At 32.9% G+C, this 17,731-nt stretch carries 10 protein-coding genes; 4 read left to right on the forward strand and 6 right to left on the reverse strand.

Annotated features, from left to right (window positions below; genetic code table 11):
- Positions 1 to 17 precede the first annotated feature (17 nt).
- The 6 genes from DD829_RS10650 to DD829_RS10675 form a co-directional block, all read right to left on the reverse strand.
- Positions 18 to 488 carry a PH domain-containing protein gene (locus tag DD829_RS10650; protein ID WP_108408770.1) on the reverse strand — a complete coding sequence of 157 codons (471 nt, stop codon included), beginning with the start codon at positions 486 to 488 and terminating at the stop codon, positions 18 to 20.
- A gap of 170 nt (positions 489 to 658) precedes the next feature.
- Positions 659 to 5,518 carry a DEAD/DEAH box helicase gene (locus DD829_RS10655; protein WP_108408769.1) on the reverse strand — a complete coding sequence of 1,620 codons (4,860 nt, stop codon included), beginning with the start codon at positions 5,516 to 5,518 and terminating at the stop codon, positions 659 to 661.
- Between the two features lie 24 nt (positions 5,519 to 5,542).
- The gene (locus tag DD829_RS10660) at positions 5,543 to 8,302 is read right to left on the reverse strand and encodes a DEAD/DEAH box helicase family protein (protein ID WP_108408768.1); all 2,760 of its coding nucleotides are present in this window, start codon (positions 8,300 to 8,302) and stop codon (positions 5,543 to 5,545) included.
- Positions 8,303 to 8,320: 18 nt separating this feature from the next.
- On the reverse strand, positions 8,321 to 9,079 hold the full coding sequence (locus DD829_RS10665; protein WP_108408767.1) for a hypothetical protein: 759 nt from the start codon (positions 9,077 to 9,079) through the stop codon (positions 8,321 to 8,323).
- A gap of 14 nt (positions 9,080 to 9,093) precedes the next feature.
- Complete coding sequence (locus DD829_RS10670; protein ID WP_108408766.1) at positions 9,094 to 10,983, reverse strand: site-specific DNA-methyltransferase; 1,890 nt, start codon at positions 10,981 to 10,983, stop codon at positions 9,094 to 9,096.
- Between the two features lie 4 nt (positions 10,984 to 10,987).
- Entirely contained in the window at positions 10,988 to 11,281 is a 294-nt protein-coding gene (locus DD829_RS10675) for a helix-turn-helix domain-containing protein (RefSeq protein ID WP_108408765.1), read from the reverse strand.
- 1,136 nt (positions 11,282 to 12,417) lie between these two features.
- On the opposite strand from DD829_RS10675, the gene DD829_RS10680 reads away from it, so the two are divergent.
- The 4 genes from DD829_RS10680 to DD829_RS10695 all read left to right on the forward strand — a co-directional run bounded on the left by DD829_RS10680 (position 12,418) and on the right by DD829_RS10695 (position 17,635).
- Complete coding sequence (locus DD829_RS10680; protein WP_108411647.1) at positions 12,418 to 13,071, forward strand: hypothetical protein; 654 nt, start codon at positions 12,418 to 12,420, stop codon at positions 13,069 to 13,071.
- Positions 13,068 to 15,185 carry a hypothetical protein gene (locus DD829_RS10685; RefSeq protein ID WP_108411646.1) on the forward strand — a complete coding sequence of 706 codons (2,118 nt, stop codon included), beginning with the start codon at positions 13,068 to 13,070 and terminating at the stop codon, positions 15,183 to 15,185. Before DD829_RS10680 ends, DD829_RS10685 begins: the two co-directional genes overlap by 4 nt.
- On the forward strand, positions 15,185 to 16,888 hold the full coding sequence (locus DD829_RS10690) for a hypothetical protein (protein ID WP_108411645.1): 1,704 nt from the start codon (positions 15,185 to 15,187) through the stop codon (positions 16,886 to 16,888). Before DD829_RS10685 ends, DD829_RS10690 begins: the two co-directional genes overlap by 1 nt.
- 159 nt (positions 16,889 to 17,047) lie before the next feature.
- Positions 17,048 to 17,635 carry a DUF6904 family protein gene (locus DD829_RS10695; RefSeq protein WP_185140317.1) on the forward strand — a complete coding sequence of 196 codons (588 nt, stop codon included), beginning with the start codon at positions 17,048 to 17,050 and terminating at the stop codon, positions 17,633 to 17,635.
- The last annotated feature ends 96 nt before the right edge of the window (positions 17,636 to 17,731 follow it).

The raw sequence follows: 17,731 nt of genomic DNA on the forward strand, positions 1-17,731 counted from the left end.
ATAAACGATTCTTTTAGTCAGACTGCTTTTTGAGAATGAAGTAAAACATTCCTTAGCTCCATCGGATTTGCAATGAAGTATGAGTGAGTCATTCCCCCGGTAGTAACAACTAAAGTTCCGAAATTTAATGTTTTACCTAAAAAGCTTTGGTGTAATTGCATTCCTTCAAGCTTATTTAACGAAAGATCGGAAAGTGTTTTTCCTAATATTCCCGTGGTAAAAGAAAGATGATTATACGTAACGTAAATTTTTGTGTTTTTATTCCGGATTATTTTGATGATACCTTTAATGAAAAGAAAAATTAGAAACAGGGAAAAAATGCCTATAAATCCTAACATAAATTTGTATCCGAGCAATAAAAAATAGAGAACTCCCACAGAACCAATTACTGTAAAGAAAACAGGAATAACATAGGAAATCCAGTGGACTCTCGCTTGATAATTTATAGATTCGGAAGATGTTTTGAAATCAGTAAGTAAGTCATTCATAATCAAAGCTTTTCTTAAATTAAAATTATCCTAATTTAGTGAAAAATAATGAAAAACGCTTGGTTTTATGAAATTGAGAAAATGTAAAAGTTAGCCAACTTTCTGTCATTTACACTGGCAAACTAAAAAACCGTCTCAAAAGAGACGGCTTTAACATTTCTGAAAACTCGTTAATGTTTCATTTGTACATCAATAGCAATTTCCTCACACCGTATTTCATATTTTTTTTCAGGCTTGGAATACACATTTACTGATTGATGTGTAGTTGCAAAAGAATTATCATAAATATATGTACTTGAACCTAACAATTTTTCTTCAACAATCTCTGTTTCGTAAACAGAGATTCTCCCTGCTGAATACTGATTTGCCAGTCGCTCAATTCTTTTGATTCGATAAAGATTTTCAATGTCTTGGGTCATGTCATTCGGCATTAAAATAAACAAATAATCTTTTGCTCTACTGATAGCTACATTGAGAATATTCTGTTTATTTAAAAACATATTTTGTGACCTACCAATACTGTAGGGTGGATTAAATACTGAAATTATAATGTCGCATTCATCACCTTGGAATCCGTGAATTGTGCCTATCAATATCTCTGCTTTGTCATCGTCATTATGTACCCTTGCCAATAGTTTTTCAATCATTGTAGCCTGGGCTCTATACGGACAAATAATACCAATTTTGAATTTATCTTTATGGTTCAGGCGAATTTGATCAACAATTTGCTTGGCGAACTCCACAGTGAACAGTGCTGAATAAACCTGATAGTTTGATTTGTTCAATGTATTTGGCTTGTATATACTCTCATATTTCTGCACTGGAAACTTGATAATATTTATATCCCTAAAATCAAGACCAGAAATGTTTAATGGCTTTTGATTTGATCGATCTCTGTAATGATTTAAACAACCACTGTAAGTAAATTGACTAAATACTTCACCTATCGTAGGTAAACTACGGTATTGCGTACTAAGGTTTATAATTTCAAATTGATGTGGTACAGTTACAGGACTAACGAATTTAGTCAGTTGCACCATTTCATAAATATTCAAATCTTTCCACTGATCTATCTGGGTTATTGGCTGAATTTGAAAGGGGTCTCCCGCAATAATAAATTTTGAATTAGACTTTTGATAAAGTACATATGCTATACTAGCAACAGTTATCATTGACGCTTCATCAATGATAATGTAGTCCCATTCTAAGAATTTCAAATGCAGCCTTTCATCAAATACATCAGGTTGAAAGTAATCGTATGCAAATCTTGCAATAGTTGTTATAGTTGTATTTTTAGGCTTTGTTCTAATGTCAAAACTTTTATCAACAACAAGATCGCTATTTTCTAATTCCGTATCGCTTGTTGTACCAAATCTTAATAACCAATTGTGATAAGATTCGTCTCCGTCCATTTTTTCCACAATACGCTTCGTAAGCACATCTGCTGCTTTATTAGTAGGGGTAAGCACCAATACTTTCAAATTCTCATTTTCTTGCATTAGTGGTATAATTTCGTCAGTTGCCAAATAAGTCGTTTTCCCTGTACCGGGAGGACCAAAAATAAATCTTATTTGTTCTGTAATATTTTGCTGTAAATTATAATCATCTTCAAACCCCAATCGATAAAAAGCTTTTCTAAGTTCTTCTAAAATGAAAACAGGATTTTTAATATCGATGATTGCACGGCTAACTTTTGCTAAATCTATATCAGAAATATCAGCAGATTTTTTAAGTTTCGCCCTAAGTGTATATTCTTTAACACTTACTACTTCAACAGTTACGGACTTTGTTTCATCTCCTTGGTATAGTCGTATTTGCATATCTCCAATATCTTCTATCGATTGTGGAATATATCTATTTGGGTGTTTTAAAACTAAAGTCCTTTCAGTCCCTTTTTCCTGTTCAACTTTTGAAAATTGAATGGATATTTGCTTCCCTGATGAATTTGACTCTGAACTATTTAGATATTCTAATTCTAACAATGCTTTGAACCAGCCAAATGAATACTTTTCAGAACTGTCTGCCAATTCTGTAAGCTTTTCTATTCTCGTTAATTCTTCTACTTGAGCTTCTGCTTGTAATTTCAGTTTTTCTATTTTCTTTTGTAGATTTACGGAGGGTTTTGTATAATCATCCTGATCTGTAGGAAGCTCTTCTTGTTCCACAAAATCTATATCGAACTGAGATGGAATTTGATCTTTCAACTGGTCAGTTTCATCCATGTTCGGTTCTAGTCTTTGCTTACGGTTTTTCTTAATCCCTTTATTGATATTAGATAATGTTTTTTGGAAATCATGCTCTGTTAAAGGGATTTCATTTGTTGGAGAGAGTGATCCAGTAGGCTCTGCAACACTCTTCTTCCGCGCCATTTCTTCAATGAAAGCAGTGAGTTCTTCAGGAGTTATATTCTCCGCCAGCAATTTTTTGCCCAATTCATAGGCTTTCTTTTGTTCATCTGTTAAATCAAGATCCGCATCGGGATTAATGATGCCTAAAAATTCTAAAAGAACATGTGTATAAGGATCATCTTGGTTGTAGCACTCATTCAAACCTTCAATGGATAGTTCATTTGCGGCAACAAATTCTTCATCTTTATTAAGCAGCCATTTATCATTTTGAAGTATTGATGAAGTGGTGGAGATAAAACTCATACTGTTTTCGTACGAGCCGCTTCTTGGATAGTACGTAAATCTTCCTGAAAACTTTCCTTCAAGCAGTGCAACAGTTTGCCCTTTAGCGAAATGTAATAAATAATCCCAAATAATAACCGATAGTTCAGGAGTTATATTGCTTACTGCCTGATCAAGTCCTTCTAACTCTTTATCGGTTATTTTTTGATGCTCATGATATTTGTATGAAATCAGGATGTTATCCAAACCAAACATTTCCTTGGTTTCCACATCGGGTTCCAATTCTTTGTTTTTAATTCGTGGATATAAGGAAACTCCTAATTCGGAAAATAACTTTTTAGTAATTTCAGCTTTGGCTCCACTTAAATATTCTATGTAGAAATCATTATCAATAAAATAAACTTCAAATGTATTAGAGTGATATTTCACTAACTTTTCATCATTAAAATAGATTTCTTCCGGCTTAGCAAAAAATCTTGTGTCGGGCTCTTGTGGATTATGACAAGCGATTAAAGAAACCTCTTTAAGCTTAGAAACCAGTTCTATTTGATGTATTGTTGAGCACGATTCATAATAATTCAGAAATGTTTCAAAATGCTGTAATATCTTTACCGAATCATCATAATCAAACGCTTCATGGTATTGCGGTATAATATCATTGAAAATCTCTGCTTTTATATCTGGTTTTCCAATACCTATAGCGGTGATAAAAGCCATGGCATCCGGATTATCAACTAAGGGCTGATAGACGGTATCATAACTCGAGGCTCTTTCTAATGGTAAAAATATTTGCGGAGCAGTTAAATCCTTATTAAAAGGAATAACTGCTTTTCTATTCTGATTTAAAAGAAGTGGTTGCTTTATAGCGAGTTTATCATTATCGTTCCAGAGGTATTTATGGTCTGCCAGATAAGCATAAAGTTTTATTAACCAGACATCGGATTGTTTCTCTATGAAAGCAGGTGTAAACCTTCGGATTAATTTTTTAGCATCTACAGATTCTGAAATAATACTATTAATGTAACTTTCTAAGGCTTTATTTGCTTGATTCACTTGTTTTTGACCTTTTGAAACAAAGACCCATCCTGAGTTGGGATTGTCAAATAAGTCGCTCAACTGTTCATTGGTGAATAATTCAGATAATTCAGGATCAGCAGCCCAATAGGCTTTTGCTTTAGGAAAATATTTATCGTTTCTACCTGGTAAAATGGGATGATTTTGGAAAGCTGTCTTTATCTCGGTGAAAAAAGGAAAGAATGAAATTCTAGAATTAACACCTGTTTGGTTGTAAGCCTGCGCATTATAAGGTATTATATCCAGAAGCGAATCATCAATTAAATTACTGCCATTTTTTACTCCTATATCTTTCAGCAACCTGATTGATTCTCCTGATAATTCTGCTAATAATTGAATGAGGGAAGTATTCCAATCATCACCAGTTTTAATACCTTCCCGGCTATCTGTCAATAAAAATGGTGCTTGGATAATAAAGCCTAACTTGGTATCTTCTTTGGTCGGAAAAAAACAAAATGCTTCATAATTATATCCGGTTTCCAATTTTGTGTTGTTTTCTAAAACAAAAAAGCCTGTACTGATTTTAAATTTAGTCTTTGAAGAAGTTTGAATAATTTGTTTTGTGAAAAGCCAAATTTCTTCACTGACCATATTACCATTTTCATTACTTATAACCTCGAAAAGTTGGGCGGTAATATTTCCAAACTCTTGAGTTTCTTTTTCTTTTTTGTTATAAATTCCTTGGTTGTTCTCTGACTTCCATTCTATTTTTTCAAGATTACTTAAAAATAAAATAGGCTGAAACAAATTATCCAGTTTGGTTTCTATTTCTTTATAAGCATCTTCGGGATTTTTTGATTTATGATTAAAAGGAAAGAAAAATAAAGTTTCTCCACTATCTCTCTCTTCTCCATTGGGGGTTATTTCAATCGGAACAATGTAATTTTCTAATTTGAATGTAAAGCTGTCATCATATATATGCGGAGTATCACTATATGCAAATACAGCTTTAAAGCCAATTCCGAATTTACCTATCTTTTGCTCATCAATGTTTGCATCTGATTTTGTAGAATTTCCAATGGAGGTAATTGAATTAATATGCCCCAATGTCCCATTTTCAGAATCAAACTCTTCATTTTCAGGATCAGAAATAGTAAACCGTACAGAACCGTTATGTTTAAACCATAAGCCTTCATTTTTTAGGTCAAATTTAACCCATGTGGCCTTGGTATCATCTGCGTTTTGCAGTAATTCATAAATAAAGTGGGCAGAATCAGAATATTTTTTAATTGCCGTTTCCCAAATTCCACGATAAGATTTTTTAAGTAAAACCTTTACATCGGTTTCTTTTATTTCCTTTAGGGCTGCGAAGTATTGTTGATTCATAATTTTTAGTGAGGGTCTATTAAATTATACTTTAAGATCGCTTACCGAGCCCACTACACGATAATTCACCTGATCTATTACAGCAAAGTGCTTTTCTGCACATTCTATCTTCATCCTCTCTCTATCTCTTAATAAGGATCTGTCTTTGGCCGCTTTAGCATCTTTAGTTTCGGTTACGAAATAAATTTTCGTTTCTTCACCATCCTCTTTCTTAATTAATGCCCAGTCTGGATTGTATGATCCAATAGGTGTTTTGATTTGGAACTTAGAAGGAAGTTTGACATAGAACAAAATATCATCTCTGGTTTCACAATCTTCCGCAAAACGCTTTTCAGGACTACTCAAAGAATCAATTACAATATAGTTGTAAAGCGTTTTTATCTGTTTCTTAACTTCTACTAAATTATCCAGGTATTGTTCTATTTCAGCCGTTTCAAACAATTTCATTTCGTAGGTTTGTCCGGCTATTTTTTCATATTCTATACCATTTATTTTAATTCTGTCAAATTCATCTATGATAATCTTCACTACAGTATCCATAAACAATTGTGGATTATTGAAGATTTCACCTAGACGGTTGGATTGCAGGATAATCTTGGTAATGGTATCTCGTGTAAGTTCCGTTTTGGATTGAATATATGCTACAAAATCAGGAATATTATACTGTGTATCTTTGATTATCTTTTCTTTAGATCCTTTTTGTTCCCCGCCTAATTCCAGCAAATTGCCTTCTTTATCTCTAATGAATCTGGCAATGTTTTTTTCACGATAGATAACAGGCTTTTCTATTGAAGACATTTTTTTGAGTGCTGCTACACAATTTCTGATAAGTTCAGCTGTACTGTAATCTACTTTGTATTCTGTACGATATCTTATTTTCTCCCACAATTCCAAAAATAACGAATCTTCAAGCCATTTGTCTTTTAACTGAACTTTTTTACGCTCTCTTGCATTCTTAATACGTCCTTCAAATTTAACTCCTGTATCTTCTTCAATTTCAGATTGCAATGCTTTTGAAAATGCTTCGTATGACTCATTGGCAATTACAGTCAGACGATTAACAGAACGTTCCAAATTACGTTCACCACTTTGGTCAACGCATAAACGCAAGCCACGTCCAATTTCCTGACGTTTTTTCATTTCTGATTTGGTCTCATTTAATGTGCAAATTTGAAATACATTTGGATTATCCCAGCCTTCTCTTAACGCGGAATGACTAAAGATGAAGCGTAAAGGAGTATCTATATTCAATAGTCTTTCTTTGTCCTGCATGATGAGTTTAAAGGTTTCGTCGTCCGCTTTAGTGGATTTACCCTCTTTAGAATCCTTAAATTTTCCTTTGTCCTGACTAAAATAGCCGTCATGTACATCCGAAATTTCAAAATCATACATTCCTCTATATGCAGGCATATTCTTCCACTTATTAAAACTTTCCTCAAACCACAAAGCAAATTTCCCTTTTACAGCATAGCCTTGTTCATCATAGCTTCTGTAATTTCCTACACGATCAATAAAGAAAATGGATAATACTTTTATGCCCTTTGCTTTTAACTCTTTTTCTTTCTTAAAATGATTTTCAACAGTAGCATCTATCATCTCCTTTTGTATCTGATCTGTTAATCCGCCTACAGCTTCACCTTGATATACTATTTGCCCGCTTGAAAACTCAATATAACCATTCTCTGCATCCAGCTCATTGATTACATAGCCGTCTTTATAAATATCCCAGCCTTTTGACAATTTATATAGATCATCTCCAATTTTGGCTGTAACTTGTTTTTTGTTAACACCACTTTTATCGTTTACATATATTGAAATTTTAGCCGTGATAGATTGCTTTTTCGAGATAAAATTATCTATACTTATAAATACTCCGGAGCTATCATTTTTCGTTACTACAGAATCTACTTCTATTTGTTTTACTAATCCTAGATCATAAGCCTTTACTGGGTCCAACTTATAGATTAGGTTGTATGGATTTTTGTGCGTAGCAGAATATCTAAGAGTGAATAGTGGGCAAAGATTAGCAATAGCCCTTTTACGAATATCTGTTTCCATATTCTGGGGCTCATCAATAATCACAATTGGACTAGATTTTTGCAGATATTCGATTGGCTTAATACCGGTTTCTCTTATTTGATTAATGACGTTAGCATCTTTGGTAAAGCTATCAATATTAATTACCAATATCTGAATAGCATTACTTTTAGCAAAGTTTCCTAAATCTGCCAAACGGCTTGAATCATATACTTTAAATTCAGCAGGCTGATTTTCGTACAATCCTTGAAAATGGTCAAATGTTATGGAAAGGCTCTTAAGTACACCTTCACGAATGGCTACAGAAGGTACTACAATTACAAATTTCTTAAAACCATACACTTTATTTAATTCATAGACAGAGCGCAAATATACATACGTTTTACCGGTACCAGTTTCCATTTCTACGGAAAAATTCGGAAATGGAGCTGCTATGGCTGTATCTGTGACATTACCTTTACTATCAGCTATCTCATTATACCATAGTTTTTCTAATGTAGCAGATATTTCATCTGTTCCTAGGCTGTTAGCAATTTGCACCTTATTGAGATTAACAAAAATTTCCTCTTCGGTAAGCGTTAAATTATTACCAACACCAGTTTCAGTAAATTTAATGCTACCGCTATTTTCAGAAGTAAAAGAGAATTCAAAGTCCGAACTGTTCAAATGTTGCCCTTCGAACAAATCAATCACGGATTGAATTGCTTCCAACTGGTAAGCTTGTTTGGAATCAAATTTTAATTTCATAAATTTTTAAACTAAGTGTTAAGAGTTTTCTGATTCTTTAATTAGGGTTAAAATATCCTTGCAATCTAAAGCTCTGCTGAATGGAATTACTCTGTAAGCTGATTGAATTTCAGTATCATTTATATCGTCCTCAGGAATTAAATTTTTTTCTATTGCAACATTATCATCGGCCATCATATCCCAAGTAGCTCCACCTGTTAAGTACACAGGAAATCCATCTCTTTTAAACATTGTTAAAAAACTTATCGGAGTCGGTACATGAAAAAGTGCCCGCAAATAAAAATCTTTTTGAATTTCATTTGGTTTATAATTGTTTTTATACGGTCCTAAGATGTCAAATTGATAATTTGGACTACAAATAGCAAACTCAATTCCGTTACGTGGAAAAGAAGAACGAACTTCTATAGTCTTGTTATTTTTTAAAGTTTCTAAATCAATCTGTGAAGCTGCCTGTTCAAATGATGTTTCCTTGACAAGTAACTCCAAACTATTTGCGTTTATAAAGTGCTTCCAACAGTATTCTGCTAAAACACCAGCTATAGCATTACTTTGTTTTCGTTCATTTGATCGTATTCTTGTTGATGCATTGGCAGCATTATCATTTACGGCTTGCGCCAATCTTAATCCTTCAGCTTCTATAAAGTCTAACACTTTTTTATCAAATGATTCAGACTCATAATTAAAAATATACTTGGCTATCCAAAATGGGGTTGCTCTATTAGAAGTCTTGTATTGATCAATGTTCCTGCATTGAATATTATTAACATTAATTAACATAGAGATATTAGCTTTTAAATTGAATTAAAGTAAATTCCGTCTTGTTCAAACTTGAGAATAGCGTTAGTTTTTTTGCAATCATCATTATTGAAAACAGAATCTAATGCTATCACTCGTTTGGGTTTGGAGCTAATAATATCTTTTTGAATACTATCCGTAAATTTTGAAGTAATAATTGCTAAGTCATTATCTTCCACTACATAATATTTAGCATCACCTTTATCTATTTCAGAAATAGTTGCTGAAAGACTGTAACCGTTCTTTATAACTAATTCCCAAAGGATATTTGTAGATTTAGTATCATTTTCAACATTTTCAGAGAATAGTTCAGCTTGAGCAATCAACTCTTCTTCATTTGAAATTTTGTCAGATCTCCATATTTTGAAATTTGAAGGGGTGAGTTTAAAGCTTCTATAACCAAAATCCTTTTTAACATCAGAATAGGTTAACTGAACTTCAGATTTTGTTTTCCAATACGATATAGCTTCTTTGATTCTACTTCTTGTAACTTCGGAGATGTATCTATAGCCTTTAGGATATGCTATATGTTTTTCGTCAATTTCTTCAGGTAGCTGAACGGTTATGAAATTTATAGATGAATCATTTTCTTCATTATATTCAATGATTGCATTAGCCGTAGAACCACTGCCCGCAAAAAAATCCAAGACGATACCAACCTTTTTTTCGCTTAAACCAATTGAAAATAATAATTTTAACAAGTCAACATTTTTTGGGTTGTTAAAAGGAACTTCTAAATATGAAGATTGTTTTGAAGCGAAAATATCCTGCCACAAAGTATTTCGTAAAATTTTATCACTAGGCGCAATCCAATGTTCTACACCTTTATTCTTCCCTTTTCCCTGTGGATTTCTTTTAATAAATTTTTTATTAGAGCCTGTTTTTCTCCAATATTCTTCAAGTGTCATCTTATCTGCAAAATCTTTAAGATAAATTTCATAATTCTCTACAGCTTCCTTGGCGACATCTTCTTTCCACTTCCATTGACCTTCTGATATTTCTACTCCCAATAACTCATACTGCATGGTTTTTCTCTCAGCATCATTCCAAAATCCTTTCCAATATCCTTGACTTTTCCTTTCTTCTGACGATTCTCGAAATACTGCATTCATTTTGGCTGCCGAGTTTTTTGAGTATATAAGTACATATTCCACTCCTGTATTAAAAGTTTTTAATCCTTCACCTAAAAATTGCGTGTTAATATTTTTATCATACCTGCGAACTAATAAAATGTTGCGAAAATTTTCTTCACCATAAATTTCATCCATTAGCAGCTTTAATGAAGCTAACTCGTTATCATCTATAGATATAAATATAAAACCATCATCTTTCAAAAGATTTCTTGAAAGATATAATCTTGGCAGCATCATTGACAACCAATTGGAATGGTATTGACCATTTTCTTTTCGATTTGCTCTAAAAACCCCCTCTCTTAAGAGCTGTCCTTCAAAGTCTTTTTCTCCTGCTAATTTTTGATATTCTTCTTTTGTTATAGAAAATTTATCCGGGTATATAAAACTGTCAGAACCTGTATTATAAGGCGGATCAATGTAAATAACGTCTACCTTACCAAAATAAGATTTTTGCAATACCTTTAAAACCTCTAAATTTTCACCTTCTATAAAAACATTTGATGAGCTATCCCAGTTTAAAGAATTTTCCAATTCAGGCTCAAGAGTAGAAGTTGTAGGAGCTTGTAAAGTTTTAAAAGCATCTCCTTTCCCAGCCCAATTTAACTGGTAACGTTCAATATCAGTATTACCGCCTTCGCCTAATAACTGTTTTAATTGATCTATATTGAGTTTGTTTTCTGTAAAAGCAGCAGGCACTATTTCCTTCAACTTACTGAGTAGGTCTTCTGTTATATTCAATGACTTACCGTCCATATTGTTATTTGTTTTTTAATCTTTTCTCCGAATTTTTAAGTGCCTTATATGCCAATGGTTCTTCTTGTAGCATATCCACAATTTTGTCTGAAAGCCACATTACCAAGAGTTTATCTGGTTCTATTTCTAATAATTCAGCAAACTTATATACCTGTTCTTTGCTGGCTTTCCTTTCTCCTCGTTCTATCTTACTCACAAGGGCTGTATCTACCTCTAAAGTTGCTGCAATCTGTCTAAGCAACAATCCTTTATGCTCTCTTAATTGTCGAATCTTAGTACCAAAATTTCTTTGTCCCATTTTAATGACTTGTCACGTTTTGTCAAATTTAATGTTTTTTTTCATATTTCAATATTACCCCATAATTGATTTACAGTAATAAACTAAGTAAAAATGTTACCCAATTTGTGTCTTGTAATTAATAAAAATGGTTCGATTGTACAAAGTGAAAGGAAATGAAAGAATTATTACCAGAAAAAGAATCTGTAAATGAATTGTAGGATTAAGGATAAGAACTGTAATTTTTTTTAGGGCTAGAGAATAGGTAAAAGCTGAACCTGTGCGAAAATTACCCATGTTTTCTTTTAACCTGAATAGTATTTACCCACCTTATTGCAGGACGTGTGCAAAATAATCTCAGGAACATTCTGATCTTAAATGAACACAGGTTAAAGCTGAAACCTGCGTAAAAATTGGCCATGTTTTTTCCTAACCTGAGTAAATTTTACCCACCCTATTACAACACCTGTGTAAATAAGTATCAGATTATCTTCTTTCCCTGAGTAAAATGGATACAGGTTAGTATATTTTCCGCACTTCGATGTACAATGTTTTTTTCTTTCAACAGTAAAAACCATATAAATAAAATCAATGTTTTGGTTATTAGTGTTTTATGCTTTCGTGAGAACGCTTTTCTAAACTCTGAAAAAAGTGGGCGACTTTATATAGCAAGATGTGTCTTTGTATATACAAACTTTTCAAGTTTGATAGCCAAAGACGATCTTGCCTTTTTTGCAAAAAGGGGAAAAAACTTCGGAACTCGTTTTTCTTTTTTTTTATTTTCACTCTTAGTAGAATTTTAATCTTCCACTTAATTTAATATATACCCGTTGTGCATTTTGAGCTAAAAATCTCTCATTTAAAATATTTTGCGTGAAAAGCACATCAAAAATGAATATAAATATAGATACCTTGAATCAAAATATTAAATCTTAATAGATAATATTATTGAGATTAGCTCTAAATGATGATTTTTGAGTTGAAATTATCAAAATGCACAACGGGTTTAATATATGTAAAATTTTATTAAATTGAGGGCACTAAACTATAAGCTGTTAGGGGTAGAATTTTCCTTTTGTAAAATTCTTCACCAGCAGTATAGATAATAAGAACATTTCAATAAGGTATTTTAGGCCTAATAGTAATTAATATTGCCAATGGAACTAGATGAACAGGTTAGGGCGTATAAAGATAGACTAAGGATTTTTTTGATCCTTTACTATTTTGGTGATAATTATTCATCCGCTGAACACCCAGAATATAAAAAGATTTTTAAAAGCGAAGTTCGCATCCAGAAGATAGATTTCCTCCTGCGTAACCCAGATTATCTTGCTTATGAGCTGCTTTTATTTGCGGTGAGTAATCCAGAAGAGAAACAAGAAATTAAAAAGATCGTAAGATCAATATATGAAACCTCAGAGCCGACATTAAGAAGATTGGAAATGGGCAGGTTTTTTTTCGGGGCTTATGAAGATATTGATGATGTAATTAGCTTCCTTACCAGCATAGGTTTCATCACGTTCACCAGTAAAAAAAGTATTGACCTGAAGACTATTGAAAAGCTGTATTTTGTTACCCAACGGGCTGTAACGAAAGTTGAATCTGTAATCAAGGACCTGCCGGCTTTAGAATGGTATGCAAAAAGATGTGAACTGATTAAAAAATACTTTGGTAACCTCTCAGGCTCTCAGCTAAAGGTTGCACAGTATCAGATCGATGAATATCGGAATACTTCTTTTAAAAATTTTATTGGCGAGATTTCCGAAACTGTAAAGATTGATTATTACCAAATGTTCAATGAAAGATTATGAAATTTGATTACAAAAATTTTGTCGAAGGGCTCCAAAAGGAATTTAATGGAACCTTTGATGTGTTAGAGATAAAAGAATTATTAAATCTGGACGAAGAAATTAATAAGGATACGCCTTTGTCAACAGGGAAGCGCTTAGAAATAAATTACGTTTCGTTTACTGGGAAGAAAGCAACTGAAGAAAATCTGGAGTTCGCCAACGATATAATTAACTATGAGCAAGAAATATACTCAGGAGTCAATATTTGGGTCGCAGATAACTTAAAAGGTAAATCGAGCATATTCAAGATTATCAAGTTTGCATTGACGGGGGATAACAAGCTAAAACCCAACATTTCGAAATGGATTGAGCATATATTGGTGATCTTCAGTATCAACGAAAAGAAGTACACGGTGTATATCAATAATTCAAAGAGGCAAATTAGTGCAGCTTTGTATAATAAAGAGGTTAGATCTTTTCCTACAGATGAAGAATATGTGGAAGAGCGCTTATTTCTTGCTACTACAAAAGAGGATTTTAAAGATCAATTACAGAACTTTTTTTTTCGTCAATTTGATTACTACTCCCTACGCTGGACCCAGAAGTCCCCGGTAAAGGATAGTGATGAGCTAATGGATGTCGGTGCTAGTTGGGTGACATATTTCAAGTCAATATTTTTGGAATCAAAGGATAGCACAGAATTAATGTTTGGCTCGCAGGGAACAAAAATATTTCAAATGCTTCTAGGACTTCATTTAACCTCTCCCATAAATAAGTTAACAGTACAGAAGGACATGTTGCTTCACCAAAAAGGGAAACAGCAATCTTATGATTCGAGAGCAACAACAGAAAAAAATGATGAAAGAGCAGAATTAGAAAAAGAGCTTCATGAATTGAAAGGGAAACTTGATGAAATTATCAGGAATGAGGGAGGAACTATCGATATTGCTCCATTGGTAAAGCAGTATGATGATTTATTGAAGGAAATAGAGGCTGAAGATGCTAAATCTTTTAAGATAAATAATGATACTCGTGAGAACCGCGACCAAAAAGGTAAGTTGGTTGAGAGAAAACAAACTATTGAAGAAGATTTACGGAAACTAAATAAAGAACTTCATAAAGCAGAAAAGCAACGGATAGACATTAAGGAATATATCGAAATCGGAGTACTCTTTTCAAACCTTGATATTACGACATGTCCAAGTTGTAGTCATCCTGTTACTAATGAAAAAAAGCAAAGGGCAGTCAATGCGCATGCTTGTGCTTTGTGCAATGATGATGTTTCTCAGGATGTCTCCGAAGTAAATACTGATGGTCTAATAGCTAAAGCTGATGCGCTAACACTATTGCAGGAAAATATAAAACTTAGTATAGAAGCCCGCAGCTCTGAACTCGAAGAAATAAGGAAAAATGATAATGAATTATATAGTACAACTGTAAAATTAGAACAGCAACGTAGCTCTATTAAAGATATTGATACCTTAAATAAGAAACTTTTGGAGTTAGGGAAGACTATAAATGAAGAACGACAAAAAGTTAGGCCACGCGACTCTGAAAAAAATAAACTGATAGAACAAAAAGCGGTACTAAATTTCAGGATAAATCAGCTCGATGAACTCCCAAAAAAGTCCGGGGATGAGAAAATTGAGCAGAAGATCCAGCTTTTGACCACAGCTATAGAGGAATTAAACAAAATACGATTTGCGGAAGGACAATCTATCCTGAAAAAGTTATCTGATCTCATGACTAATGAGGTCAAGGCACTTGGTTTGAGAATATCAGAAATTACGATTGGTGATCGGTTTGAGGTTAAATACAAACAGGATGGAGACTACTTGTCATTTTCTGAAATTGCAGAAGGCGAGCAGTTACGCGCGAAGATAGCATTTTATTTAAGCTTGATTCAACTGGATATCGAACACAATCATGGTCGTCACTGTAGGTTTTTAATTATAGATAGTCCGGGTAAGGAAGAGGGTGATAACAACTACCTAAATGGTTTAACAGCATTAATAAAGGAACTTGAAACACGTTTCGGAGATCAATTGCAGATATTGATCGGTACAGCTGAACGTACTCTGGAAAACACTGTTAAACATCAGAATGTGCTGCCAGCTGATACTTATGTTTTCTAATGAAGGATATAAAAAACTTTTTTACTTCTAAAGACATTGCAGAAAGAATAGATTTTCTTCAATTTGGTTTTTTTGCTGAAGCAGAGAAATCAAGTGAAAAGGAACTGAATATTCTTTTAAGCACTATTATTTTAGATTCGGATGAAAATACATACGTGCAGAAATTAGCTATTGAAAGGCTAATGGATTTAATATTTTTTAATAGGCTTAAACCACGGCAAGCTTTAACAATTTTAATAGATAGCTGGGAATCTTTCGATATTTCATTGAATACCACGAGAATAAAATCGTTATACTATCTTTTTGAATATGAGAAAGATGATATTGAGAATATATTTCAACAATATTTAGCTTCGCAGGAAGCTGAGCTATCTGCCGAAGCTTCTTTTCACTTAGGGCTCATTGATATGCAAAAGGGAATGCTTGCTCATGATATAACATCTTCTATTTCTGCACTTGAAAAGAGCAGATCCGAATTCTTAATGTCTGGTAATTCCATAGAAAATAGGGTAGATGCACATGTCCTGTATAGGGTTATAGATCTAACTATTAATATATTAAATAATATAACGTATTCCTTAAAAGAATGTTTGAAAGAAATTGGTGAAATGTTGTTTAAAATGGAGAGCTTTACATTTAATTTTAAGGATGGCCCATTTTATATCGGATTTTATAGGGTGTTGGTAGCACTGGTTAAAATTTCAGATAAAAATACACATTCCTGGTTGGATTATAGAGCTGAGCTATTCTCTTTGTTTGAACAATATGCAATTATCAAGGATCAGGAAATCAAAAATCGGCTTACATTAAGTGAACTATCGCGAGGCTTTTTAGAAAAATTAAATTCAGCGTTTTTTGAACCTTATTTTGCATTGAACTTTTCAGCCGAAAGGTCACGAATTGAAGTTAGATTAAATGAACTTCCCTCAGATAGCCAGGAGTCATCTTTTTTAAAGAATTTGTTGGCATTTTTGGAAGCTGATCCAAAAAAAAAAGCTTTTTCTGATTCATTAAGAAGCCAACTGAAACAAGTGTTTTTATTTGCTTCGGATGCTACAATTGCGGCTCTGGAAGAGAAATATGCCGGAGAGGATGAGAGATCACAATTGTTAAAAATATACCGTGAACTCTCTAAACCTTCTGCGGAACAACTAGATGATACTATCCTTAAAAGTTGTTTATTAATGCAGGGAAATCGTATCTATTATGGCAACTACTTGGAAGATGACAGAAATACCTTTATAACAAGCATGCTGGAAAGTGCAGGATTCCGGGTTAAAGATCAAACGAGGAAAAGCACTACGGAAACAGGAAAATCTGCGGGAGAAGTCGATATTTTTATACAAGACATTGATGGTTTTCCGATTGGTATAATTGAAGCACTTAATCTATCCTCGGTTAAAAAGGATTATATTGTTACCCATATTGATAAAATTTTCATCTATGATGCAAACGGGTTGCCGGATAATTACATTTTGGTATATGCAAATGTCAAGGACTTTGGGTCATTTTACAGTAGATACCGTGACTTCGTAAAATCTCATAATTTTAAATATCCCCTGGTAAGCCTTACAGAAGACAATGCAGTGGAATATTCAGAGATGAAGAAATTTACAATAATGCACAATCGGAATAACATGATGGTCAATATGCATCACATCGTTATGAATCTCTCTGGAAAAAAAAACAATTGTACTTTATAAAAAAACAAAGGAGTATATTGCAAAACAGATATCTAGGCAACTATGTAATATAATATCCAATTTAATCTTTTGCTTTTTCAATTTTTAAACTTGATGATATAAAGTCTTAATTCAAAGTGATAATTTCAATAGATTTGCAATTATCAATGATAATTCAAAATGATTTATAGTATACCAACAAAAAAAGGCTTAGGAATTGAGATTTGGGGAACCCGTGATGATTTGGAATATTTATATGATATTATTTCAAAATTTTGGAATGACGAATCCTTTTTTAATTTCAAAGGGTATGAAGATAAGAATAATTTAATAAGCAGCTTTTCATTTGAAATCAGGAAGGCTTCTTATGGCAGTAGACTAGAAAGAACCCATAGTCATTATTCTTTTGAAGAAATTCCATATTTAGGATTTGAAATTTCCTGGGTGCATATTTTATTTTCTATTTCAGCTCTCAGGTATAATATGCGGATGGTTGACACAACAAAGCAGGATATTGCTATGTTTTTACATCTTGAATCTTGGATTGAACGATCAATGAATGATTACGATTCAGTAGGAGCAAAGAAACTTTTGTTTTTTCTTGATAATGGAATCTATGCGGGTAATGAATATTTGTATTTATTTATGCGCCATATCAATGCTAAATTTTTTGAAATGAAAGGAGGAAAAACTTCATTTAGAAAATTAGCAGATTTAATGAAAACCTCTATTCCTTTTTCAAAAGAGTATGATAGTTTTTTGAATTGAAGTCATCTTGACTTTCTTTTTATGAATTTTTTACAAGCAATAACAATAAAAGCTAAATAATTGAATCCGATCCAGCTTGTTATTGTTGTATCAAAT

The organism is Chryseobacterium sp. HMWF035, assembly GCF_003094695.1.
GTDB lineage: Bacteria > Bacteroidota > Bacteroidia > Flavobacteriales > Weeksellaceae > Chryseobacterium > Chryseobacterium gambrini.